The 24,269-nt window shown below is 40.3% G+C and carries 18 protein-coding genes; 9 read left to right on the top strand and 9 right to left on the bottom strand.

Translation table 11 applies throughout. From position 1 onward, the window contains the following. Positions 1 to 230: 230 nt before the first annotated feature. The 3 genes from R3E32_03965 to R3E32_03975 form a co-directional block, all read right to left on the bottom strand. Positions 231 to 2,018 carry an ABC transporter ATP-binding protein gene (locus R3E32_03965; protein MEZ4883873.1) on the bottom strand — a complete coding sequence of 596 codons (1,788 nt, stop codon included), beginning with the start codon at positions 2,016 to 2,018 and terminating at the stop codon, positions 231 to 233. Between the two features lie 50 nt (positions 2,019 to 2,068). Then, positions 2,069 to 2,470, bottom strand: coding sequence for a hypothetical protein (locus R3E32_03970; GenBank protein ID MEZ4883874.1), 402 nt, complete (start codon positions 2,468 to 2,470; stop codon positions 2,069 to 2,071). Positions 2,471 to 3,276: 806 nt separating this feature from the next. Then, positions 3,277 to 5,283, bottom strand: coding sequence for a hypothetical protein (locus tag R3E32_03975; protein ID MEZ4883875.1), 2,007 nt, complete (start codon positions 5,281 to 5,283; stop codon positions 3,277 to 3,279). A gap of 426 nt (positions 5,284 to 5,709) precedes the next feature. Between R3E32_03975 and R3E32_03980 the strand changes: the two genes are divergently transcribed. The 3 genes from R3E32_03980 (at position 5,710) to R3E32_03990 (ending at position 10,072) form a co-directional block, all read left to right on the top strand. Then, positions 5,710 to 6,999, top strand: a complete 1,290-nt coding sequence (locus R3E32_03980; GenBank protein MEZ4883876.1) for a folylpolyglutamate synthase/dihydrofolate synthase family protein — start codon at positions 5,710 to 5,712, stop codon at positions 6,997 to 6,999. A 53-nt stretch (positions 7,000 to 7,052) separates the two neighbouring features. Next, positions 7,053 to 7,886 (top strand): S1-like domain-containing RNA-binding protein, encoded by an 834-nt coding sequence (locus R3E32_03985; protein ID MEZ4883877.1) that lies wholly within the window; start codon positions 7,053 to 7,055, stop codon positions 7,884 to 7,886. 425 nt (positions 7,887 to 8,311) lie between these two features. Then, positions 8,312 to 10,072: a thioredoxin family protein gene (locus R3E32_03990; protein ID MEZ4883878.1), complete on the top strand. Its 1,761-nt coding sequence runs from the start codon at positions 8,312 to 8,314 to the stop codon at positions 10,070 to 10,072. A gap of 255 nt (positions 10,073 to 10,327) precedes the next feature. On the opposite strand, the gene R3E32_03995 is transcribed toward R3E32_03990, so the two are convergent. Then, positions 10,328 to 11,479 (bottom strand): hypothetical protein, encoded by a 1,152-nt coding sequence (locus R3E32_03995; GenBank protein ID MEZ4883879.1) that lies wholly within the window; start codon positions 11,477 to 11,479, stop codon positions 10,328 to 10,330. Between the two features lie 99 nt (positions 11,480 to 11,578). Then, complete coding sequence (locus tag R3E32_04000; protein MEZ4883880.1) at positions 11,579 to 12,169, bottom strand: CHAP domain-containing protein; 591 nt, start codon at positions 12,167 to 12,169, stop codon at positions 11,579 to 11,581. Between the two features lie 84 nt (positions 12,170 to 12,253). Between R3E32_04000 and R3E32_04005 the strand changes: the two genes are divergently transcribed. Both R3E32_04005 and R3E32_04010 read left to right on the top strand, forming a co-directional pair. After that, positions 12,254 to 12,724 (top strand): hypothetical protein, encoded by a 471-nt coding sequence (locus R3E32_04005; GenBank protein MEZ4883881.1) that lies wholly within the window; start codon positions 12,254 to 12,256, stop codon positions 12,722 to 12,724. A gap of 99 nt (positions 12,725 to 12,823) precedes the next feature. Beyond that, positions 12,824 to 13,477: a hypothetical protein gene (locus R3E32_04010; protein ID MEZ4883882.1), complete on the top strand. Its 654-nt coding sequence runs from the start codon at positions 12,824 to 12,826 to the stop codon at positions 13,475 to 13,477. A gap of 24 nt (positions 13,478 to 13,501) precedes the next feature. Here R3E32_04010 and R3E32_04015 read toward each other — a convergent pair whose 3' ends face one another. The 3 genes from R3E32_04015 to hutH form a co-directional block, all read right to left on the bottom strand. Then, complete coding sequence (locus R3E32_04015; protein ID MEZ4883883.1) at positions 13,502 to 15,211, bottom strand: M14 family zinc carboxypeptidase; 1,710 nt, start codon at positions 15,209 to 15,211, stop codon at positions 13,502 to 13,504. A 9-nt stretch (positions 15,212 to 15,220) separates the two neighbouring features. Then, positions 15,221 to 15,928, bottom strand: coding sequence for a (d)CMP kinase (gene cmk, locus R3E32_04020; protein ID MEZ4883884.1), 708 nt, complete (start codon positions 15,926 to 15,928; stop codon positions 15,221 to 15,223). 92 nt (positions 15,929 to 16,020) lie between these two features. Then, positions 16,021 to 17,550: a histidine ammonia-lyase gene (gene hutH, locus R3E32_04025; GenBank protein ID MEZ4883885.1), complete on the bottom strand. Its 1,530-nt coding sequence runs from the start codon at positions 17,548 to 17,550 to the stop codon at positions 16,021 to 16,023. A 318-nt stretch (positions 17,551 to 17,868) separates the two neighbouring features. Here hutH and R3E32_04030 point away from each other — a divergent pair, with 318 nt between their 5' ends. The 4 genes from R3E32_04030 to R3E32_04045 all read left to right on the top strand — a co-directional run bounded on the left by R3E32_04030 (position 17,869) and on the right by R3E32_04045 (position 22,848). After that, positions 17,869 to 18,354 carry a DUF1569 domain-containing protein gene (locus R3E32_04030; protein MEZ4883886.1) on the top strand — a complete coding sequence of 162 codons (486 nt, stop codon included), beginning with the start codon at positions 17,869 to 17,871 and terminating at the stop codon, positions 18,352 to 18,354. A 463-nt stretch (positions 18,355 to 18,817) separates the two neighbouring features. Continuing rightward, positions 18,818 to 19,987 carry a hydroxymethylglutaryl-CoA reductase gene (locus R3E32_04035; protein MEZ4883887.1) on the top strand — a complete coding sequence of 390 codons (1,170 nt, stop codon included), beginning with the start codon at positions 18,818 to 18,820 and terminating at the stop codon, positions 19,985 to 19,987. Between the two features lie 318 nt (positions 19,988 to 20,305). Further along, entirely contained in the window at positions 20,306 to 21,745 is a 1,440-nt protein-coding gene (locus R3E32_04040; GenBank protein ID MEZ4883888.1) for an amidase, read from the top strand. A gap of 77 nt (positions 21,746 to 21,822) precedes the next feature. After that, entirely contained in the window at positions 21,823 to 22,848 is a 1,026-nt protein-coding gene (locus R3E32_04045) for an MBL fold metallo-hydrolase (protein MEZ4883889.1), read from the top strand. Positions 22,849 to 22,860: 12 nt separating this feature from the next. Here R3E32_04045 and R3E32_04050 read toward each other — a convergent pair whose 3' ends face one another. Further along, entirely contained in the window at positions 22,861 to 24,102 is a 1,242-nt protein-coding gene (locus tag R3E32_04050) for a serine hydrolase domain-containing protein (GenBank protein ID MEZ4883890.1), read from the bottom strand. Positions 24,103 to 24,269 lie beyond the last annotated feature (167 nt).

Here is a 24,269-nt window from a genome sequence, read left to right on the forward strand (position 1 = left end):
CCGCTTACAAAGTTTCACTTGTGGAGTGAAACACCTAACGCTTTGATTGTCAGCAATAAAAGTGTTTCAGGGTATTTGGAACAGGTAGGACTCCTATATGGGGCGAAACACCTAATGCAATGATTGTCAGCGATAAAAGTGTTTCACTCACCCAAACGAACGAAAACTTTGTCAATCTTGGATGCCAAAGAAGTCGAAACCGTTGGAGTAGCAAATTCCTTTTCATAGGCTCAAACCCTATTCCCTACCCTTGCGATAATATCCTCGACTCGACCCTGAGGAATGGCTTCAATCAATTTTTTGGTATATTCTTGTTGCGGGTTGTGGTAAATCTCATCTGCAATGCCCATTTCTTCAATCTTACCGCCATTCATCACCACCATTCGGTCACTCATAAACTTGACCACCGAGAGGTCATGCGAAATAAAGATGTAAGTAAACTTGAATTTTTCACGCAGTTCAATCAATAGATTCAGCACTTGTGCCTGAACGGATACATCCAAAGCCGAAACCGATTCATCACACACAATAAACTTAGGCTCAAGGGCCAATGCACGAGCGATACAAATACGCTGACGTTGACCACCCGAAAATTCATGTGGGTAACGGTTGAGGTGATCAGGCTGCATACTCACAATTTCGAGCAGTTCAGCCGCTTTGTCCATCCGTTGCTTTTTGCTATCCATGATATTGTGAATCGTCATAGGCTCGATGATGGCCTCTCCAATCGTCATTCTCGGATTCAAAGAGGAGTAAGGGTCTTGAAAAATAATCTGCATGTGCCGACGCATATCCTTCATGTCTTTTTTGTCCAATTCCAAAATAGACTTTCCATCATAGATTACCTTTCCCTCTCTTGCTTCTACGAGGCGCAAAATCGTCCGTCCAAGCGTCGTTTTACCACAGCCAGATTCGCCCACCAAGCCCAAAGTTTCGCCAGGGTAAATGTCAAAACTCACATCATCCACCGCTTTCACCCAAGACAACACTTTGCCGAAAAAGCTCTTTTTTGCAGGAAACCAAGTTCTTAGATTTTCTACCTCCAAAATAGGCTTGTTTTGTTGAAGCTCCAAAAACCGTTGTTTCGTTTCCTCAGGTTTCACCTCCACACTCCGCAAAGCCTCCTCTACCGAAGCCACTTTTTCGATCATTTTACCCTCCTTATCAAATCCCATAAAGTCGCTGATAACGGGTAAATGACGCAATCGGCGATTCAAAGGTGGACGACAAGCCAACAAACCTTTGGTGTAAGGATGTTGTGGATTCGTGAAAATATCCAAAACAGGCCCTTGCTCCACAATTTTACCTTTGTACATGACCACTACCCTATCTGCAATCTCTGCAATCACACCCAAATCGTGTGTAATAAAAACCGTTGCAGCACCTTTGCGCTCCTGCAATTCAGACATTAGTTTTAGAATCCGCTTTTGCACCGTCACGTCCAAAGCCGTTGTTGGTTCATCCGCCACCAAAATACTCGGTTCACAAGACAATGCCATTGCAATCATCACCCTTTGTTTCTGACCACCCGAAAGTTGATGCGGATAGGCATCATAAATGCGTTCAGGATTCGGCAAGCGCACTTGCTCAAAGAGGTCTAAGGTAATCTGCTTCGCCTCTGCTTCCGATTTGTGTTGGTGCAGTTGAATTGCTTCAATCACCTGAAAACCACAGGTAAAAACAGGATTCAAAGAGGTCATCGGTTCTTGAAATATCATTGAAATATCATTTCCACGATATTTTCGCATTTCTTCAATCGGCAACTTCAACAAGTCAACAGGGCCCTTTTCCTTATCGTGGTAAATGATTTCTCCTCCGTCAAACTTACCTGGAGGGCAAGGAATCAAACGCATAATTGACAAGCAACTTACCGATTTTCCAGAACCCGACTCCCCTACAATCCCAAGTGTTTCACCTCGATGCAAATTAAAACTCACATCATCCACTGCCTTCACCGTACCAGCTTCTACATGAAAATAGGTCTTCAAATTTTTGACTTCCAAAAGTAAGTTGCTCATATTGTATTTGTTTGATTGTTTATATTTTTATTTAATATTATCACCATTGATTATTCTACAAAAGCCTCATCATAACATGCCTGATTCCACATTTTTTGATCCGCATACGCCTCCTTCAAAAAAATAGGGTCATAATAATACTGCACTTTACTCAAAAAACAACTACAAAACTTGGCAGGGTGAATCACCTCCGCTACACTCGCCACACTCTGTTCACAATAATCCTGCTGAAACACCATCTGATCGTTTGTCCATCCCGTCTGATTTACTACTGTAATCCCATTTTCTGCTTTCGGAATTTTTTTTCCTGATGCTAAGGTAATATACTCCAGTCCATCTTCCGCCACCTCAGCCTGAGGTGTAGCCGCTTGTTCTTGTTGATTTTGAGATGCACACGCAAATCCAATCCATAAAATCGCCATCACCTGCAAGTACTTATACATAAATCGCATAGAATATCCACTCATTTTGCTACAAAATGCCAAATATAGAAAAAATATATCGGGCTTGAACAACTATTTTATATCGAATTAATACTTCAAAAAACTACACTTGTTCCAAGAAAGGACAAAAAATATATTCTTGACTTCAAATGTTTTCGATTTTTTATCTAAACATTTAACAGCCCCTAATTTTGTTTTCAAAAACCACTAAACAACTGAAAATTAAATAATTACCACTAAATTAAGTATTGATATTTGCCCATTAAAAGAGCTTCAAAAGTAGTCATTTTTATTTTTTTTTACGTTTTGTCACAAAAAAATCATGTGAGATGTAACCAAGCTTCAATATTGCCGTATTAATAGATTGTAAGCAATACGAAAGGTTGCTTATAAACAATTCACATTGAATAGTCTATCTTAATAAAATGCTGATTGCGTTAATATCAGTGTGCATTAAGAATATTTATATATTTTGACTTAAAGATACTGGTGTATAGTATGCTACCTTTAGGTTTTTAGGTGGTAATTTCGTGGTTTAAAGAGCGTAGGACTATTTTTAAATAAATTCCTGCGCTTCTTTATTTTAGGGAAGTTCCTATTAAATTTAGAATTTGGACGAAAGATTAAAGACATAAGACAAAGAGTTTTAAATCATTGACAGCAAATAAATTAAGTAAACATTTACTTCTTTTGTCTAAGGCAAATTCAAATTGAAAACTCAAATGCAAACCTTGTTGCAAATTCAAAAAAAAATGCCGTGATTAAGAGTACAAGTCTCTCAATCACGGCATTTTACAATTCCTTCAATCCAACCTCTATTTCACCCAAATAGCCGCAAACTTTCCAGAATTTTCATATCCTTGTATTTTGTGTAAGTGGTAACCTTGCTGCGTCAGTTGCGTAAATTTTTGTTGGTAAGCACTCGGCGTTAAGCCATAATACGCATAGTAAGATTGATTTCGAGGAAGCCAAACTCCATCGTACTTAGTTTGTCCTCCAATTGAAGCAGCGTGCATACTGTGTAGCATAAAACCTTTTTTGTGCAATTCGTCAAATTTGTCATTGAAGCTATTGGCAGTCATATTGTGGTAGGCATAAAAACCACCTGAATTGGTATTCACAAAAATGGCAGCATGTCGGGTTTGTCCATTGTCGGTATAAATAACATGTTCTTCAACACGGTATTTTTTATTTTTGACCAAATCATCCCATTTTTCACTAAATCCGTTGTCTGTCAAACCAAAATAAGTATAATACACTTCATTTCCTCTCTTTTGCCAGATAACCGTATAGCGTGCATTGCCGCTGTTGTCGTTGGTCACATCAATTTGTCTTGGTCGAAAACCTTTGTTGTGGTACTCATTGAAGTATTTTTGAAAATCTGCTCCTGTCATAAAAAATCTTGCATACCATTGATTCGACAAACCCCATTGAAACGAACCAGATGCCAGCAATTGATTGCCTTTTCGGTGAATACTCAAAGTCTGCAATGCCATTCCCATGCCTGTGTAATAAGCCCAATAGTGGCTCACATACTCCGCAGGCACATTGTGGAAAGAAGGATAAAAAGGCGCAAACAACCTATTGTAAGGCGTATCTGACAACAAATCGTAACATTCTTTGTGCTCACCCACGGTTTCATACACACCGTAAGGATCAACTTGCACCCAATCACTCGGATTGCTTGGGCGAGGATCAGGCACACACATCATAAAGTGCAAATGATTGTTGGCTGTATTCGCATTGGTAGGCGTACCGTTGGTATTCAAACCCCAACCTGCTCCGCCATAGCCAGTATTACCGCTATACCCAATCAACTGACCTGCCGAAACTTTATCGCCCACTTTCACCTTAATCGTTTGGCTATTCGTACCCCAAAGCAGGGTACTTGGATTGCTCAAATTGGCAAATTTCTTGTACTTCACATCACGAGCATTTGCATCGTTGGGGTCACTGATTGCAATATTTTTTGCCTTCTGCAAGTCATGGTCAAATCCATTCCGAACATGAATGTAAGCACTGCGGTATTTATCACCATTTGGAGCAGTATGTTCGACTACCACCACATTTCCCATCAAATCCAGCCATGTGACAGTAACAACCACACCATCTGCCACAGAATAGACCATAAAGGTAGGGTCAATTCCCGAACCATACGAATTGGCTGTTTTACTGTAATCCACTGCTCCATGAAAACTTCCTGAATCATAATGCCAGCCTTGCCCAGCATACACGCTGCTTTCTTTGTAGGGCAAATAAATAGGCAAACTTGCCTTTACAGAAGCTGCAAAATTGCGTGCGCTTGCTTCATCTCCAAAAACGTGCTTTGGCTGTCGGTAGGCTACGTTTTTACTGTTTTTTTGGTCTTGAATGGTATAACTACAACAATCACTTTCGGGAATCACAATATCGGGTTCGGTGCAAGCACTGTCAAAACTCCCACTCATGGTTCGAGCAAGAGGCAAATCTGCTGCAATTTGAGGTATTGCGTTTGCAGAAATCGTTTTGCTGATAGTAGAAGTTTGTTTAGAGAATTGTATGGTTCTACCTGTCTTAGCTCCTTCCATTGAAGGCAAATCTTCTAAGGCTTTAACAGGTGTTTGTAAACTTCTAAACAAAATTTCGGAAGGATTATCAGAGTCTTCTTGTTGGATTGTTAAAGGGCTAATGGGTTGGTAGGTTCGGTTTGTTGTGCTTGTTTTTGGAACTGTTTCATACGTTTTTTTCTGAATCGAAGGCTGCCGTCCTCTTGTTTGAGCATCGGCAGAGTTGGTAGCAAAGCAAAAAAACAACGTACACAAAAGCAAAGTGAAATATCTCATAATAAATAGGTATTAAATGGTTTAAAAAATAAGATGTTAGACTGCAATTTTATTTAGGATGTTCAGCAAATATGCTAAAGCATCCTTCTATCCAAAGTTGCTTCTTTTGCCAGAACACCACTTAATGATTCGTCAGAAAAAATGTTACCGCTTGAATCACATTTTTATTGACTTTCGTGAAATAATTTCTCGTATCTTTTTTGCTAACTTTGATTCTTAATTCATAGCCATCAAACTAAGGTTTGCTCGTTTCTCATACAGCATTGAACAAGAAGTTTTAATAAAAAAGAAGCACACTATACAGAGAAACTATAAGAAAGCTTCCTTTACATTATTTGTTCTTGTTCAAGGCTTAATGCTTATATTAATTACTAAACTTGACGGCTATGATTCTTAATTATAACCCTCATTTTGACTACCAAAAACGTGAACTACCAACAAACCCTTCAATACCTATACCATCAACTGCCCATGTTTCAACGCATTGGGCCACAAGCCTTCAAAAAAGACTTGGACAATATTCTTGCTCTTTGCCAACATTTGGGGCAACCCCAAGAATCCTTCAAAAGCATCCACATTGCAGGCACCAACGGCAAAGGCTCAACTGCTCATGCCTTGTCTGCTATATTACAACAAGCGGGATACAAAGTGGGTTTATATACCTCGCCACATTACCGAGATTTTCGGGAGCGCATCAAAATCAACGGTGAATACATCACCGAACAAGCCGTTGTAGATTTTGTGGCAGTGCATCGGGCTTATTTTGAAGATTTGAAGCCCTCTTTTTTTGAAATGACCGTCGCCTTGGCATTTGATTATTTTGCCGAGCAATCCATTGATATCGCTATTGTTGAAGTAGGTTTGGGTGGACGCTTGGATTCCACCAATATCCTCTCTCCCATTCTATCCGTCATCACCAACATTAGTTTCGATCATACCGATATGCTTGGTGACACTTTGCCACTCATTGCAGCCGAAAAAGCGGGGATTATCAAATCGAATACACCTGTCGTCATTGGGGAAATTCACCCCGAAACACGTCCCGTTTTTGAAGCCAAAGCAAAGGAAATGAATGCTCCTATTCATTTTGCAGAACAAACTTATTTGTTGAATAATGTTGAAAAATTTTTGACCTATCAGCAATTTGATGTATATAAAAATGGTGCCCTTCAGTACCCCAATCTTCAATCGGATTTGCAGACCAACTATCAGCTCAAAAATATGGTGACCATACTTCAATGTGTTGATTTCTTGCCACAATTGGGTTTTGAAGTTTCGGAAGAAAATGTATATAGTGGATTGAAGGAGGTCAAAAAAATCAGCAATTTATTGGGGCGTTGGCATATTTTATCCGAAAAAAATCCTATTATCATAGCTGACAGCGCACACAACATTGCAGGTATTCAATATGCCATACAGCAAATTGAAGCGGTTGATTACCAGCACCTACATTTTGTTTTCGGAACGGTAAACGATAAAAAACCTGATCAAGTGCTGCAACAACTTCCAACAGATGCTACTTATTATTTCTGCAAAGCGGATGTTCCTCGTGGCTTAGATGCTCAAAAATTGCAGCAAAAGGCGGCAGAGTTTGGGCTGCAAGGTGAGGCTTATGTTTCGGTTGGTGAAGCATTGAAGGCGGCAAAATTGGCGGCGGATGCCAAAGATTTGATTTATATTGGCGGAAGTATTTTTGTGGTGGCTGAAATTGTATAGACGCACACTTTTGAAGTATATACCCTTTTGCAGTAAATTAAAATTTTTTATACATGATAAAACTCGGAGAATTCAATACCCTAAAAGCTTACCGACAGACTGACAACGGTTGTTATTTGTGTGACGAAGAAGAACTCAATGAGGTACTGCTTCCCAACAAATATGTGCCTGATAATCTGGGTCAAAACGATACAATAGAAGTATTCATTTACAAAGATTCGGAAGACCGAATCACAGCAACTACTTTGACCCCAAAGATTTTACTGCATCAGTTTGCGTATCTGAAGGTGAAAGATGTGAATAGGTTTGGGGCATTTTTGGATTGGGGATTAGAGAAGGACTTGATGGTTCCCTATTCGCAACAAAACAAAAAAATGCGTCCAAATGCCTCCTATCTTGTTTACTTGTACATTGACGATCAGACAGAACGTTTGGTCGGTTCTTGCAAATTGCATCATTTCTTAGACCAAGAAAATCTGACTGTGACACAAGGCGAGGAAGTCGATGTGGTGATTTGGGAACAAACGGATATAGGCTACAATGCCATTATCAACGACCTGCACAAGGGATTGATTTACAAAAACGAAATTTTCCAAAAAATACATCCTGGCGACAAACTGAGAGCTTATATCAAAGAAATTCGGGAAGACAATAAAATTGACCTCAGCCTTCAAAAACAGGGTTACGGCAATGTGATTTCCAATATTGATCCTATCATAGATGCACTTCAAAAGAGTGAGGGTTTTCTGCCACTCAATGATAAAAGTAGCCCAGATGAGATTTACAAACGAATGAAAATGAGTAAAAAAACTTTCAAAAAAGCCATTGGGGCTTTGTACCGTGAGCGCAAGATTCGCATTGAAGCAGATGGCATTCATTTGTTGTAAACAAAAAAAACCAGCAATGCCAAGGCCTCACTGGTTCTATTGTAATTTCTGTATAGCTAAATAAACCTATTGAAGTTATTAGTAAATTTCTGAGGTTATCAATTATCAGTAGGCATGCCTACTACAATGGCGGGTTTTAGTAAATTTACTGGTAGGTGTTGTGGTAGTATTGGATGATATGAAATGTGTGGTAATTAATATGCATTTTATTTCCATTTATTTTTATGTTGCGCTTATCAATCCTTTTTACTTCTTCTTGACTACTTAGGTTGTCATTTTAATGTAAATTATAAGATTTTTTGACTAAAAAGTTATTTTTCGTCATTGCCATAACTTACTACCCCATTATGCAGTTAAAGAATTACAACACAACAAGTATATTCGATTTCTAATTTTTACTTTATAAATCAATCAAATAAATGCTTATGAACCAATTGACAAAACTATTTACCGTACTGCTGCTTTTTATATGTACGGTTAGCTATGCCCAACAATCTGAGGGGATTAACTTCTTTGAAGGAAGCTGGGAAGAAGTGCTGGCAGAAGCACAAAAAACCAACAAACCCATTTTTATGGATGCGTATGCATCGTGGTGCAAACCTTGTAAAATGATGTCTAAAGATGTATTCCCCCAAGCAAATGTGGGTGCTTACTTCAATGATAAATATGTGAGCGTAAAAATAGATATGGAAAAGGGTGAAGGCATCGAACTCGCCAAAAAATACGGTGTACGTGTTTATCCTACTTTCTTGTTTATCAACCCCGAAGGTGAAGCACTACACAAATCAGCTGGCTACCGACCTGCAAATGAATTTGTGCAAGTGGGCAAAGACGGGATAGATGAAAACAAACAATACTATGCCTTGGAAGCCAAATATGAGGCAGGGGACAAGACTCCTTCGGTTTTATACAACTATGCAATGGCCATGTATGGTTCGGACGCATACTATCAATCAGGTTCAGTAGCTGACGAGTATCTCCAACAACTCGATAAAAAAGAGTTGAAAAGTCAGAAAACAATGGATATGGTGATGACCATTCCAATCAACTACGATGGTACTGCGGCTCAATTGTTGCTCAACAACCGCAAAAAATATGTAAAGGCCTACACTTCTGAGAAAGTTGACAACAAGTTTTTGGGCATGATGAAAAGTAAAGTGGCGATGGCTGCAAAAAATGATGATGCCAAGGCATTGAGGGAATCAACTACATTCATCAGTGAAAACATTCCTGCAAAAGCAGATGAGTGGAATGCCAAATTGAGCATGAGTTTTTATGAACAAACGGACAATTGGAAGGAATACGCAAATGTTGCTTCAAAATATGTGGAAAATCATGCGATGGACAATGCCGAAACCCTCAACAGCATTGCATGGGTTTTCTATGAAAACGTTGATGACAATGCTCATCTTCAAAAAGCAGTGGAATGGGCAGACCGTTCGATTGAATTGGAGAAAAACTACTACAATACAGACACTAAAGCAGCTTTGCACTTCAAACTTGGGCAATATGAAGAAGCTCTTGAAGCTGCAAAAGTAGCCATCACAGCTGCTATTGAGGAAGAAATGGAACCCAAAGAAACAAGAAATTTAGTTACCAAAATCACCTATGACAGTGGTTTGGGTTTGGACTACATTTTGGGAAACAAAGAAGCATTTGCTCAAAGTCTGGGTGATAAAGAAGCTGCTAAAACCATTAAAAAATTGCTACACAATGCGGCCTACCGTGCAGGGCAAGACAAAGATATGGATGGACTGCAATCAACAATGGCTTTGGTGAATCAATATTATCCCAAAAAAGCGGAATCTATGAACGCTTCTTTGTCTCTAACCTACTATGAGAATACAGATGATTGGGACCAATATGTTAGCACTGCAATGGCCTATGTTGAAAAAGAAGGAGGCATGGACGATTGGAATTTGTTGAATACAATCGCTTGGGGTTTTTTCGAAAACATTGAAGATAAAGCACATTTAGCCAAAGCTTTGACGTGGGCAAATCGTTCTATTGAGCTGGAGCAGAATTACTACAATACCGACACTAAAGCAGCATTGCTTCACAAGTTGGGCAACAATCAAGAGGCTTTGACAACTGCAAAATTGGCTTTGGAATTGGCTGCAAAGGATGGCATTGAAGCGAAAGAAACACAAGAGTTGATGAAGAAATTGGAGAACTTAGAGCCTTAAAATTAATGGTTCTTTGACAAAATCTGTGATTTGAGACTTCGGAAGTTTGCCGCTTACAAAATCAAAAAACTATTTCGCTAAAAATTAACCTCTTATAAAATGAAACTTCCGAAGTCTTTATTGCTTCTACAAAAATTGTCACAGAACCAAATTAATTTATAAGCATAGTTCATGTATTTTTAATTTAGTAAAGCCGATTCTGTAAGGATCGGCTTTTGTTTTTTAGGTTATGTAGTAAAATTTTGCACGTTCAATTCACCCCCCAACATACTCTCCACCTATCAACAAACCATCACAATACGCCACATAATTCAACTTCCCTATCGCTTCAAAGTCTGCACGCACCTTTTGCAGTAAAGAACGATTGAGCCCAGTGGGTTCAAGGGCTTGGTACATACGAGCGATTGCCAATTGAAAGCGTTGGGTATCGCTTTGGGGTGGAGTCAAAATCTGTTCGATTTGGGAAAGATAGGCGGATTTGCCTTTGACATCTTTGGTTTGGGTCAGCATCAGAAAGCGCATAGAAGCCAACAGCACTTCCACATTTTGAGGTTCTAAGCGTCTTGCCTCTTTGAGCATCATATTGGTTTGGCGGCGTTTGTAGAGCATCAAGCCCGTGTTACCGAGGTTTTCGAGGCCTTTGGTAAGCGAAAAGAAGGAGCGATTTTGCAGTTCGATGTATTTTTTCCAGCCTTTGACATAGGCTTCGGTGAAATCAAGAACGGCTTTTTTGGTGAGTAATTCGGCTCGGGTAAAACGGATGCCTTCGACTTCCAGCACCTCCATTTTTTCAGTGGCTTCCACATATTCCGCTAATTTTTCCTCCACTTTTTTGGACACCACAATTGGCACGAATTGCCCCCGCTCATTCGGTTCGGAGCGTACTTGCAGGTTTTTGATGACCCAAGCCATTTTTCGTTTGGGAGATGCCATACCTTCTTTTGCAGCCTGCTCCTCTCCCATTGGCTCTTCGGATTGCAAGAGGCGTTTCAGTTCTTCTACAATCACATCAAAAGCATGGTCACTGCTTTTCCAAAAATCATCGTTGAGAGGATACTTTGCGCTGGGAAGTATTTTGATGGTTTTTAGAAAGGTCATATCCCACTGACAATGCCTTAGCAAAACAGGTAAAATCGACAATTCTTTTTTTTGGGAATGTTTGGTCGAAAGAGTTTGGGTCATTTTGAGGTATGTTTCTCCCGCCAAAAAATCCGCACTCAACAAGGGCATCACCACATCTGCAGCCTTCAATTCTTGCAGCAATACCTCCTCCATTTTTCGCCCCGCCAAAATCTGTTGCGTATGCCAAACTTCAATCAAGTCAAGTTGTTGAAGAGGATGCAGGTGTTTCAGGAGTTGCTGGAGATAAAAATCGTCTTGAAGGTCGTGAAGTATGCAGAGTTTCATAAGATGTTTGATGATGGTGAAAAGCTCAAATTCAAGAAATAACAGACGATGAATTTACAAAATCCCTTTGAATTGGAAGCTGATTTTTGCATTTGAATTTCAAAGCTTTCTCAACCAACCCAATATCCGCTTATGACGAATCTCCCACTTGCCCTCCGCATTTTGACTCAATCTGTAGATTTGTCTTGAAGGAGCAGCAGCACCAGGATTCTGCTGAATGATTTCAATGTATTCATCCATCACCTTTGACACAATGACCACATGACCGTATTGATTGAAGCGAGTACCATCCATCACTATTAAATCATTGACCATTGGTTTTGAAGTACTTGGGTGGGTGAATTGAGTCAAATTCCGTTTAGCATTGTGTTCACCATCTACAATGTCGGGGTCAAAAAAACTCACGGCATGACCATAACTATCTGGCATTTTGTGCTGCAAATATTCGTAGTAATAACGCTTCACAAATTCCACACACTGGTACTTCAAACCGACATTGTAACCCTCCTTCACATTTCTTCCATGCACATTTCCGACTTTGCCATTGAAATACACTTTCACACCATTCAAACTGTCTATAGCTTCGCCAATTGCATAATTGTTCGGAAAATAGAAATATTCTACGCCTGTGTAGATAAGACCAAAAACAGCACAAAGTATAATTGAAGTGAGGGTTATTCGTTTTTTCATCGTTTTGTTTGTCTTAAAATTGTGTATTTTTATGGCTTCATGAATACTTCAATGTTGCGAAAATACCATAAATACTTATATACCATGAATTATATAATCAAATTTACCTCCGCCTTTCTCTGCATATTTTTGTTGAATGCCTGTACCAATTATTCCTCCCAAAATGAGGCATCTACACAAGCTGCAAAACGTGAAGCCATTTCTAAAACGGTGATAGATCAATCTCCTGCTTACATCGGAGCATCCTCTTCTATGAACAAAATGAAGATGCAAATAGATGGGACTTGGCAAGATTCCAATAATGCAAAAAAAATGTTTGTCATATCAGGAAATGAATACTACGAACTGTATGAGGGTCGTCAGGTTTCTAAAATGAAATTCGACATCTACAATGCCTGCCCTTCTGCAAAAGGAATAGTGGACGAAAATGGCCATTTTATTTGGCTGAGAACAGCTCTTGATACAATTTGTTATGAAATTGCGGATTTGAACACTAATTCATTAGTGCTGTTGAATACAGAAAAAGGGAATAAACTTCAATACGAAAGGCGATAGTACTCGGGAACTATTTTTCGTTGGGGCAAGTTGTTTAGACTTTGGATGAATGAATAGAAATCTCAGAAGAAGGAACTTAAACAAATAATTATACAGTATATGTCCATCAAATATATAATTTGGTCAATTGCCAAATTTTTGCTGATTCTCACCCTTCCCTTCATTTTGCTGATACGAGGAGCTATTTACCTCCATATTCACCACCAAACCTATACTTCCATGTCCATTGTTGGCGGAATGATTTTGGCTACTTTGCTGGTCATTATCTATTTGGTGTTTGTATATGGATACGCCACAGGATATTGGACGAGTCTGCAAACTTTGAAAAAAATTGCTTGGATTGCGCTATTTTTGGTGGGTGCTTATGCGCTTCATGCACTGCTTTTTTTGGCGAAACACAATGCAAAAACGCCTGTTATTCAACAACAATTTACGCAGCTGCATCCGATTTTGCGTTTGGGTATCAGCACGGTTTTGTTTTTGGACAAAGATGTAATGCTTACCGATGCCCAACGACAACCCGAAGATTACCGAAAAATGGGTTTGCCTTCCAAAAAACGTTCCCTGCATTATCCACAAAAAGATGGTTATGTTCATGCAGTGGATATTCGCACAAAAGGACACTTTGCAGTCCGCAATTTTCTTCTGAAGACGTATTTTTCTGCGATGGGTTTCAATACTTTGAGACATGTAGGAACGGATGACCATTTGCATGTTTCAATTTTGAGCCATGATTATCCTCAAGGCATTTAAGCACATGAACATTTTACTCGCAAACTACTTTCCTACCACCATCTTCTGACTTCCACTCCAATCCACTCCAATAGCTTTCACCCAGTAAATACCTGCTTCCAAATCACTGATATCCAAAGTCGTTTCTTTTTTTGAAAGGTTTGTTTTGTAAATTATTCTTCCAGTCATGTCAAACAATTGTAGTTGAATGGCTGTCTTTTCAAACTTCAAGAAAAGCGTGTTTTTTGCAGGATTGGGATACAGTACAAAATCATCCGTTTTCAGTCGGTCTTCAATGCTCGTGATTTCGGGCATAAGGCTTACATCCAATCGAAAACCTTGGCGTTTTTTGGTTATTTTCAAATCTTTGTACTCTGCATCCAAATATCCATCGGCAGAAAAAAGAAGCGTATAAGTTCCTTCAATAATGGGTCGGGCATAACAACCCAACTCGTTGGAATAAACATCGGAATTGAAAAAATCGTGGTTGCGTACAAATAACCTTGCTTCAATGGGTTCACCCGTCAAAGCATCCGTTACCACTCCCTGAAAACCATGCATAGCGTGTTCCATATAGTTGAGCAGTGCGTCCCGATTATAGTCCCAATGTGCTGCAATTTTGTTGGCACTCAGTAGTTTTTGGTCAGATAGTTCGATAGTCACTTCTCTCCCATGCTGATAATAGGTCATGTAATCTTGACGACCACCATCTACTTCATACCACTCATAACCATTGGTGACACCATCCCCAAAACCGTCAAAATAGTTGCTCGGTCCATTGGTATGAACACTTTCTGCATATTCTGAAGACACACAAAACCACCAATCATCATCGGCGTGTAGTTCTGGTCTTGTATCCCACGGATAATTCACCACTTCTGTTCCGCCATGAAAATTTGCCGACATCACAAAATGATTCTCCTCCGCCAATGCCATAAAAAGAGAAGTTTCCAACTGCATAGGGCGTTGATTCACTGGCACATTTCCGATAATCGGGTCGGGATAGTTGCGGTTGAGGTCGTGCCCTTCGCTGTTGTAGCGAGTTGCACCAAAAACTGTTTCGTTGTTGTCTGTATAAGTTCCATCTGGATTGGCAAGCGGATTGATCCAAATTTCCATACCATCTACGATGTTGGTAATCATATCGTTGCTGCCGTATTCACAAAGCAAATAGTCTATCAATTGCAGCATCAACGGGAAACCTGTGGTTTCGTCACCGTGAATGGAGGAAGTGTATAAAAAACGGGGTTCGACTTCACGTTCTGCTACATTATCAGAAATGACGGCTGCCAACAGTTTTCGTCCACTCGGCAATTGTCCAAACTCCACAATGCGGCACAAATCGGGATAAGCGGCTGCAAAATCTGCCATGATAGTTTCGTATGCAGAGTATGTGGGGTAAAAATCCCAAGTTTCGAGACAGGCTACACCACCTTTTGTTTTCCATTCATTGACATTCATCATCTTAGGCTTGTGCAGTGTGCTGGGCGGGGGCAAAATTTTGAAGGGCAAACCAGTGGCCAAAAATGCCTTAAATTCTCGCTCATTGGCATAAGCTTTCGCCATTTTTCCCCATTCACCATGATCTATGCTCACCAATTTGGAAACGGCTGCCAAATCTGCTTTTTCGGCTACTTCAAATTCAAAATAGACCTCTACCCTATCTGCAAAAAGTTCGTCTAAATTGACGGTTTCTTGTGCATACAAATTGCAGCAGAAAAAAACTGCCAGGAATATGGTAATCAATTGTTTCATGATATTTTCTTATGGATTATTTACTTTTTTAATTCTTTTTCTCGCAAGAGCCAGCACCATTGATAGTTGTTCGCTTTGGCTAATATTAGAATTGTCCACCACAACAGCATCTTTTGCTTTTTTGAGAGGACTAATCGCACGTGTCGAATCAATTCTATCCCTATCGGTTACGTTTTGAAGGACTTCTTCAAAGGGTCTTTCCATACCTGTCTCCTTCAATTCTTTATAACGTCTTTCTGCCCTCACTTCGAGGCTTGCGGTCAAAAAAATCTTGAGTTCGGCATTCGGGAAGACAACAGTGCCAATATCTCTACCGTCCATGATGATTCCTTTGCTATTGCCAAGCGCATGTTGCTGTTTTACCAAAAAAGTACGTACCGATTTGATAGTGCTGACGGGACTTACATGATCTGACACTTCTTTGTCTCGAATCTGAGCTTCCACATTTTTGCCATTCAAATAAGTATCTGCATTGTAGGTAGTTGGATTGTATTTGAAGAAAATATGAATGTCGGATAGACTCTTTTTAACAGTCTTTTTATCTTTGTAATCTATACCATTTTCAAGTAAATAAAGCGTGACAGCTCGATACATTGCACCAGAAGTGATGTATAAATAGTTCAATTCTCTTGCCAAACCTCTTGCAAGCGTACTCTTCCCACAAGAGGCGTGTCCATCTATGGCGATGATGATTTTGTTTTCGGAATCTTCGGACATATATCCATTTTTTCAAGTAAGAGACAAGGAAAAAATAACTTTAAAACAATGTAAAGTTATTTTTTCGCCATTCCAAAAAATTGCTTCAACCGCTAAAATAACAAATAATTTCTAAGTTCTTCTTGAATAAATTGAAGGCTTTCCCTCAAATCGGTTTGTAACAATCTATCACCATCATTGAAGGTTACCTTTTGGCGAAAAGCCGCAAATACTGCTTCAATCAAATCCGAACTGCAAAGCATTGTCTGTTGTTTGCGGAAATTCAAGGCTTGAAAGGCGGTCAGCATTTCGATGGCAAGGATTCGCTCCAAATTGTTGAGGACTTGATAACATTTTGTTGCTGCATTTGCACCCATACTTACATGATCCTCTTGACCTTTGGAGGATGTAATCGAGTCTATTGAAGCAGGTGTACACAGTTGTTTGTTTTGGCTGACAATGGAAGCGGCGGTGTATTGTGGAATCATCAAACCCGAATGTAAACCTGCAATAGGACTTAGAGCGGAAGGTAAACCTCTTTCACCATTCAAAAGCTTGTAAGTCCTTCGCTCCGAAATACTTCCCAACTCTGCCAAAGCAATTGCCAAGAAATCCAAAGACAATGCCAATGGCTGACCATGAAAATTACCTGCCGACAAAATGTGGTCTTCCTCTGGAAAAATATTGGGATTGTCAGTAACGGAGTTTATCTCTACTTCAAAAACAGCTCGTGCATACCCTATTGCGTCCTTACTCGCTCCATGCACTTGTGGCACACAACGAAAAGAATATGGGTCTTGTACATGCGCTTTGGGATGTGCAATGATTTGGCTATTCCCCAAGAAATCAAGAATTTGTTGAGCTGTTTCAAGCTGACCTTTGTGGGGGCGAATCTGGTGACTCAATGCCAAGAAAGGTTCTATTCGCCCGTCAAAAGCCTCCAATGAAACCGCCGCCAAAAAATCGGCAACTTTGGAAAGGTATTCACTTTTTAGCAAAAGCCATACGCCATAAGCTCCCATAAACTGTGTACCATTGATGAGTGCTAAACCTTCTTTGGCTTGTAAATCAATGGTTTTCCAATTCAATGATTGCCATACTTCCTTGCTTTGTCGTTTTTCACCTTGATACCAAACTTCTCCCTCTCCTAATAACGGAATCGCCAAATGCGCCAAAGGAGCTAAGTCTCCTGATGCGCCCAATGAACCTTGCTGATAGACAACAGGTAAAATATTGTAATTGTACATGTCTATGAGCCGCTGCACTGTTTGCAGTTGAACTCCCGAATGTCCATAGGATAAGGATTGAATTTTCAAAAACAACATCCATTTCACTAATTCCAACGGCACTTCTTCGCCCATTCCACAAGTATGAGAAAGCAATAAATTTCTTTGAAGTTCAGTTAGTTGGGATTTAGAAATGGATACATTGTAGAGGTGTCCAAAGCCTGTGTTGATTCCATAAAAAGACTGTTCAGAATAGGTCAGTTTTTGGTCTAAATAATTCCTGCAATGCGTAATCTTTTGGATAGCTCTGGAGGATAATTGCAATTTGCAGTCGTTTTGATTTATTTCCTGCAATTGCTTCAATGTCAGTTGCTGTTCACTTATTGGGTGAACGATGTCAGTTTGTTTGTTTTCCATTCGGTATTGCTAAAGTTAGCTCATAAAACATATTAAAGGTCAAAGATAATCTAAGCAATTGAAGTGGTAAAGAGAAAGTTGTTTGTTTCGTATAGCTTGATTTGAGGGGTTGTAAAATCATTTTGCAGCTTGTGTGCTTAAAACTGGAGTGTACTTTTTACAGCTTTAATCGATATATTTGAATCTTCGAGAAAGTTTGAAAGTAGCAGTTGGGAGGTGAGCATTTTTTTGAAATCAAAGGATTTTGCTTATGTGGATAAGAATTGTTGTTAAAATATCCCTAATTTAGCCACTTCAAACAATAAATTAATTCTACAAATGACCGCAACAACTAAAAAAGAGTTTTTGACCCAAGAACTCCCCGAATTATTGAAGGGACTGCAAATAGATACTGAAGCCAATTTTGGTTTGATGACTCCTCAACACATGATTGAACACATTGCTTATGTGGTAAAAATGAGCATCAAACGAACAGGTGAACCCGAAAATCCGCCTACTAAAGGTCAATTGGGCTTCAAAAAATTCATTGCAAACGGAGCGATTTTGCAGCACCGTCCAAGTGATAAATCCAAAGCGGATTTACCCGAATTGAAGTACAGTTCACTGGAAAAAGCTTTGGAGCAAGTACCAATTGCAGTAGAGCGATTTTACACACATTTTGAAGCACATCCTGATACACTTTCCTACAATCCTTTCTTTGGTGAGTTGAGTTTTGAAGAGCTGGAGTTGTTTCATTACCAACACCTTCGCTACCACGCATGGCAGTTTGGTTTGATTGAAAATTATGGTGCTGCGGAGGTCTAAATGAGTGATTACCTAATGGTGAAATTGCAAAATTGTATAATTGTATTTCACCACAAAACCATTCAACCATTCAACCACAAAACCATTCAACCACAAAACCATTCAACCACAAAACCACAAAACTACAAAACCATAAAACCATTAAGCCATAAAACCATTAAGCCATTCAACCATTCAACCATTAAGCCATTCAACCATTCAACCACAAAACCATTCAACCACAAAACCATTCAACCATTCAACCACAAAACCATTCAACCATTCAACCACAAAACCATTCAACCATTCAACCACAAAACCATTCAACCACAAAACCATTCAACCACAAAACCACAAAACCACAAAACCATAAAACCATTAAGCCATAAAACCATTAAGCCATTCAACCATTCAACCACAAAACCACAAAACCATAAAACCATTAAGCCATTCAGCCATTCAACCATTTCACAATTACAAAAAAATGCTCCCCAAACTCCCTTACTCCAAAACCAACGACTACACCGACGAACAAGCTGAATTTCGCCGCAAAACCGTTGAAGCCGAAACAAACACCTCTTTTCAGCATATCCAAAAATACTCCTTCCATCCTGAAAAAGTATCGGGAAACATTGAGAATTTTTCGGGTGTTGTGCAAGTACCATTGGGCTTTGCAGGCCCATTATTGGTGAATGGCGAAGCTGCAAAAGGTGAATTTTATGTGCCAATGGCGACCACCGAGGGGACTTTGGTGGCAAGCTACAATCGTGGGATGAAAATCGCTCGCTTGGCAGGTGGAATTACGACCTGTGTAGTGGACGACCGCATGAATCGTGCGCCCGTTTTCATCTTCAAAAATGCCCAATATGCCCGAGAATTTGGAAAATGGGTAACGGCTAACTTCAATGAAATCAAGGTAAAAGCGGAAGGAACGACAAGCTTCGGAAAACTCTTGGATATTGGTCAATATGCCCTCGGCAAAATGCGTTGGCTTCGCTTCAATTACTCAACGGGCGACGCTGCTGGTCAAAACATGGTCACAAAAGCGACTCGACATGCCTGCAATTGGATTCTGGACCAAAACCCTGAAGGCATCGAAAACTTCTCTTTGGCTGCAAACTTCGATACCGACAAAAAACACTCGATGCTCAACGCCATGCAAACGCGTGGAAAAAGGGTCATTGCAGAAATCACTTTGTCCAAACAACTGATGGAGGAAGTCCTTCATATTTCGCCTCAAAAACTGTTTGCCCTCCGTCAATTGTCCAGCACAGGCGCATTCATGTCTGGCTCGGTCAGCAATGGCGCACACTTCGCCAATGGTATTACAGCACTATTTATTGCTACGGGTCAGGATGTTGCGAATGTGGCAGAGTCTTCGGCAGGTTTTTACTATGGTGAAATTTTGGAGAATGGTGACTATTATTATTCGATTACCATTCCCGCTTTGATTGTGGCAACTTATGGTGGTGGCGTGGGTTTGCCGACTCAACGAGAGTGTTTGGAAATAATGGATTGCTACGGGTCTGGCAAGGTCAATAAATTGGCGGAAATTATTGCCGCTGTTGTCTTGTGTGGCGAATTGTCTTTAGGCGCAGCCGTTGCAGCAGATGAATGGGTTTCGAGTCATGAGCAATATGGGAGGAATCGGTAAGAGATTGTATTTTACAAATCAAAAATCATGTAATCCTTCATCGTAAATCCAAATATATTGGACTTTGGACGAAGGAGCAAAGATGCAAGAAGTAAGAGCTTAATTGATTAATAACCAATTATTTGCACCCAATCACGTCAATGAGTTAAAATTTTGATTATCAACTTTTTATATCTTGCATCTTACTTCCTACTTCTTTCGTCCAAAGTCTAAAAATATAGTGTGTATGCCTATTTGGATGCTCAAAACGGGTGTATGTTTGATTGATGATTTTACTCATATTCCCAAACACCCAAACACAACTATCAACGTAAACACATGAATACGATTCTCAGATTAGACGCAACTGCACAAGCAGCTTTGATTCGCAAAGGCGAAATTTCGGCATTAGAATTGGTCAATTTATCCATTGATGCCATTGAAGAATTGAACCCTCAACTCAATGCAGTGATTACTCCAATGTATGATGAAGCGAGGACAGCAGCCGAAAATGTGGACAAAAACGCACCTTTTGCAGGTGTGCCGATGCTCTTGAAAGATGGCATTGCAGCCTACAAAGGGGTGAGAATGACAAGTGGTTCGGGATTGTTTCAAAACTTTGTGGCACAATACGATAGCGAATTGGTGGTTCGCTTCAAAAATGCAGGTTTTATTGTGATTGGCAAAACGAACATGCCCGAATTTGGCTTGATGCCTGTCACCGAACCCCATACTTTTGGTGCAACCCGCAATCCGTGGAATACCGATTTGACCCCAGGCGGTTCGAGTGGAGGTTCTGCGGCAGCGGTTGCGGCAAGGATAGTTTCAGTGGCACATGGCAACGATGGAGGTGGTTCGATTCGGATTCCCGCTTCTTGCTGTGGACTGTTTGGATTGAAGCCGACAAGGGGGCGCAATCCCTTGGGTCCCAATTTTAGTGAACTCATAAGTGGTTTGGTGGCAGAACACGTTTTGACCCGAAGTGTGCGGGATTCTGCTGCAATTCTCGACCTCACCGAAGGCAACGAAATCGACAGCATTTATTACCCTCCTCCCAAATCGGAGAGCTATTTGGAGGCACTTAGTGAGCCTGTCCGCAAACTCAAAATCGGCTATTGTTTGGATACACCAATGGGCGGAAACGTGCATGACGATTGCAGAAAAGCAACCGTTGAAGCGGTGGAATTGTGTCAGTCTTTGGGGCATGAGGTTTTTGAAATGCCATTGAAGATGCCCTTCAATGGTCGGCAAATTGGAGAAATTTTTACCACACTCTGGGCGGCTGGTGCAACTTCGGCTTTGGCGATGATGAAAAAAATGACAGGCAAAGAACCGCCCAAAACGATGGTCGAGCCTTTGACTTGGGGCTTGTACCAACTTTCGCAGCAGGTCAATGCGGCGGATTATGAGTTGGCGAGATTGGGAATGCACAAACTTGCTCGCAGCATAATGACGCAATTTGTGGAAATAGATGTGTGGTTGAGTCCTGCTTTGGCATTGCCGCCTGTGCCGATTGGTTTTATCCAACAAAATGCTGATAACCCATTGGCGGCGATGAAAAAAGCTTCGGAATTTTCACCCATGACCGCTATCTTCAACATCACTGGACAACCTGCCGCTTCTGTTCCTACGTTTTGGAATGGCGACAATTTGCCGATTGGTGTTCAAATAGTGTCGAAGTTTGGGGACGAAACGACTTTATTTCAGTTGGCGTATCAGATGGAGAAAGTGGTAAAATGGGAGGAACGAGTGCCTGCAATTTGTGCTTTCAAGAATTGAAAATGATTTGGCAATGGTGAAAAAATATCATTTCTTTACCAAATTACTTGTCACCATTTACCAATCACTATCACAACATGAACATCCTAAAAAAAATCATCCTATTTCTCCTTGTTTTGGCTGCAATCGCATCCACCATTTTTTTCTATTCCATCCACACCTTTGTCGACATCGGGAAATACAAAGAATGGGAAGTTGCACCAACTCCCAATCCTTCAATGGGTGCGGTAACGGTTCAGTTTGTGGGAGTGAGTACGGTGGTGATTTCGGACGATTCGACTACTTTGATGACCGATGGATTTTTTACTCGTCCTACTGCGATAGATATGGTTTTTGGAGTAGTCCAACCTGATACGACAGACATTCGATGGAGTTTGCAGCGTTTAGGATTGAATGAATTAGACGCTGTTTTTGTGACACATTCCCATTTTGACCACGCCATAGATGCCCCCGAAGTTGCCCGATTGACAGGAGCCACAATGTATGGCTCTGAATCTACGCTCAACATCGGACGGGGTTGGAATTTGCCCGAAAATCAGATGCAATTGTTTGAGAACAAACAGCCCATCAAAATTGGTCAATTCACCATCACACCGATTCTATCCCGACATTTTGAGTTTGCCAACCCTGAACTAAGAGAGCGTACTTTGGGTGGAAAACAAGAAATTACCGAGCCGCTTGTGCCTCCTGTTCCAGCTTTGGACTACAAAATGGGCGGGGCTTACACTTTGTTGTTCGAACATCCCAAAGGTAGCTTTGTCTTGCAGAGCAGTGCAGGATGGTTGGAAGGCAGTTTGGAGGGGATTCAAACGGATATTGTGTTGATAGGAATTGGTGGTTTGGGCGCACAAACGCCAGAATATCATGCTACTTACTTCAAAGAAATCGTGGATGAGTTGGATGCCCAACAGGTGTATTTGGTGCATTGGGATGCTTTTGTAAGTTCGATTCGCCAACCGATTCGAGGGCCAATGTTGTTGGCGGATTGGGTTGCGGGCAAAACAATGAAAAGTTTTGAAGCGGTGGAGCGAGAGGTTGCAAAACGAAATGGATTGAAGGTCAATTTGTTGCCGCAATGGGAGAAGGTGGTGCTTTTTGAGTAGGTCTATTTGCAGCTACTTGAACTGATACTTAAACAGGGTATTGAATATCTCAAAAAAAGCTTCCTCCAATTCCTCCTTTTCAAGTGAAATGTTGGTGAAAAGAATTCTACCAATTCCACTTTCTGGTTCAAAATACATCAGCGTATTCGTCCCAAAATCATTGCCTGCGTGACCAATGCAGCAAGAAAAAGACAAATCCCAACAGATGCCATCGGGCAAATCCACCACTTTTGATTGTTTACTCATCATTTCTCTGAAAGAATCTTTGGTCAGCAATTCACTTTCCCCATTATAGCCTTTTATCATTTCTTGCAAGTATTTGGTCAAATCGGCAACAGAGCTATACAAGCCCCCATCGGGATAGGTAATGATGTGGTATTTAGGCACTTCATTCAAAAGCTCGTTGTAGTAGGTAACGTGTTTTTGGGGATTGACTTTCTTCAAATTCCATGTAGAAGCACTCATATTCAAAGGCTTAAAAATATACTGTGTTGTATATTCATAAAAAGGTACTTTTGTTACTAATTCCACAATATATGCCAACAAAGTCGCTCCAAGATTGCTGTATTTGTAAGTAGTGCCAGGCCTATTTGCAGTAAACACTTCTTTTTCATACCATTTTCCAGTGTCACCCAACTTGTATTGCAGAAAATCTGCCATCGAAATCTTCTCGGTTTTATTGTATAAAGCTAAAATGGGGTGATAGGCTTCTGCAAAATCCTCCTTCTTCAATGGGCTTTCAAATCGGTAGCCTTTGTCGGATTTTTTGGTGTCTGCAATCGAGGAAGTATGGCTAGCTAAGTGTCTGATGGTGATAGGGTCGTCAGGAAATTGGGGATTGATTACTTTGAAGGGAAGGTAGTCGTTGATTTCATCATCTAAAGACAGTAACCCTGCTTCAACGGCTTTCATCAGCGAAACCCCTATCAGGGTTTTGGTGACAGAAGCAATGATTTGAACACTTTCGGGAGTGTAGGGTTTTTGGGCAGCAAGGTCTGCATAACCAAACCCTTTTTGGTAGAATATTTTGTCTTTGTCGAAAATAGCGACTGCAAATCCTGGCAATTTGTTTTCTGTTTGGATAGAAGCTAAATCTCTATCTAAAGAGTCTAATTGTTTGGAGAAATCTTTGGGTTCTTTTTGGTCAACTTTTGGAGCAATAGAACCTGATCTATTTGTATTGCAAGAATATAAGAATAATGACAAAAAATATGCTATCCAAAAATGATGGTACTTTGGCTGAAGGTTTTTCATTATTGTAGAGACTATATTTTGTTTACAGAAAGGTTTTCTTTGACCTAATGACTTATCTAAAATGAAAAGTTGCATTGGATAAAAATCCTTTTTTTGTTACAAACCAATTCACAATCAACTCAATCAAAACAAAGTTACAAAAAGCGGTAACATCCTCAACTATTGAT

Source organism: Chitinophagales bacterium (genome assembly GCA_041392475.1).
GTDB lineage: Bacteria > Bacteroidota > Bacteroidia > Chitinophagales > UBA2359 > JAUHXA01.

Bases quoted from the DNA above. Each gene is read 5' to 3' on its own strand.
- R3E32_03985 (MEZ4883877.1), top strand. From the start codon at position 7,053: ATGATAAAACTCGGAGAATTCAATACCCTAAAAGCTTACCGACAGACT.
- cmk (MEZ4883884.1), bottom strand. From the start codon at position 15,928: ATGTCCGAAGATTCCGAAAACAAAATCATCATCGCCATAGATGGACAC.
- R3E32_04005 (MEZ4883881.1), top strand. From the start codon at position 12,254: ATGAATTATATAATCAAATTTACCTCCGCCTTTCTCTGCATATTTTTG.
- R3E32_04015 (MEZ4883883.1), bottom strand. From the start codon at position 15,211: ATGAAACAATTGATTACCATATTCCTGGCAGTTTTTTTCTGCTGCAAT.
- R3E32_03990 (MEZ4883878.1), top strand. From the start codon at position 8,312: ATGAACCAATTGACAAAACTATTTACCGTACTGCTGCTTTTTATATGT.
- R3E32_03965 (MEZ4883873.1), bottom strand. From the start codon at position 2,018: ATGAGCAACTTACTTTTGGAAGTCAAAAATTTGAAGACCTATTTTCAT.
- hutH (MEZ4883885.1), bottom strand. From the start codon at position 17,550: ATGGAAAACAAACAAACTGACATCGTTCACCCAATAAGTGAACAGCAA.
- R3E32_04035 (MEZ4883887.1), top strand. From the start codon at position 18,818: ATGCTCCCCAAACTCCCTTACTCCAAAACCAACGACTACACCGACGAA.
- R3E32_03995 (MEZ4883879.1), bottom strand. From the start codon at position 11,479: ATGAAACTCTGCATACTTCACGACCTTCAAGACGATTTTTATCTCCAG.
- R3E32_03975 (MEZ4883875.1), bottom strand. From the start codon at position 5,283: ATGAGATATTTCACTTTGCTTTTGTGTACGTTGTTTTTTTGCTTTGCT.
- R3E32_04000 (MEZ4883880.1), bottom strand. From the start codon at position 12,169: ATGAAAAAACGAATAACCCTCACTTCAATTATACTTTGTGCTGTTTTT.
- R3E32_04010 (MEZ4883882.1), top strand. From the start codon at position 12,824: ATGTCCATCAAATATATAATTTGGTCAATTGCCAAATTTTTGCTGATT.
- R3E32_03970 (MEZ4883874.1), bottom strand. From the start codon at position 2,470: ATGCGATTTATGTATAAGTACTTGCAGGTGATGGCGATTTTATGGATT.
- R3E32_04040 (MEZ4883888.1), top strand. From the start codon at position 20,306: ATGAATACGATTCTCAGATTAGACGCAACTGCACAAGCAGCTTTGATT.
- R3E32_04050 (MEZ4883890.1), bottom strand. From the start codon at position 24,102: ATGAAAAACCTTCAGCCAAAGTACCATCATTTTTGGATAGCATATTTT.
- R3E32_04045 (MEZ4883889.1), top strand. From the start codon at position 21,823: ATGAACATCCTAAAAAAAATCATCCTATTTCTCCTTGTTTTGGCTGCA.
- R3E32_04030 (MEZ4883886.1), top strand. From the start codon at position 17,869: ATGACCGCAACAACTAAAAAAGAGTTTTTGACCCAAGAACTCCCCGAA.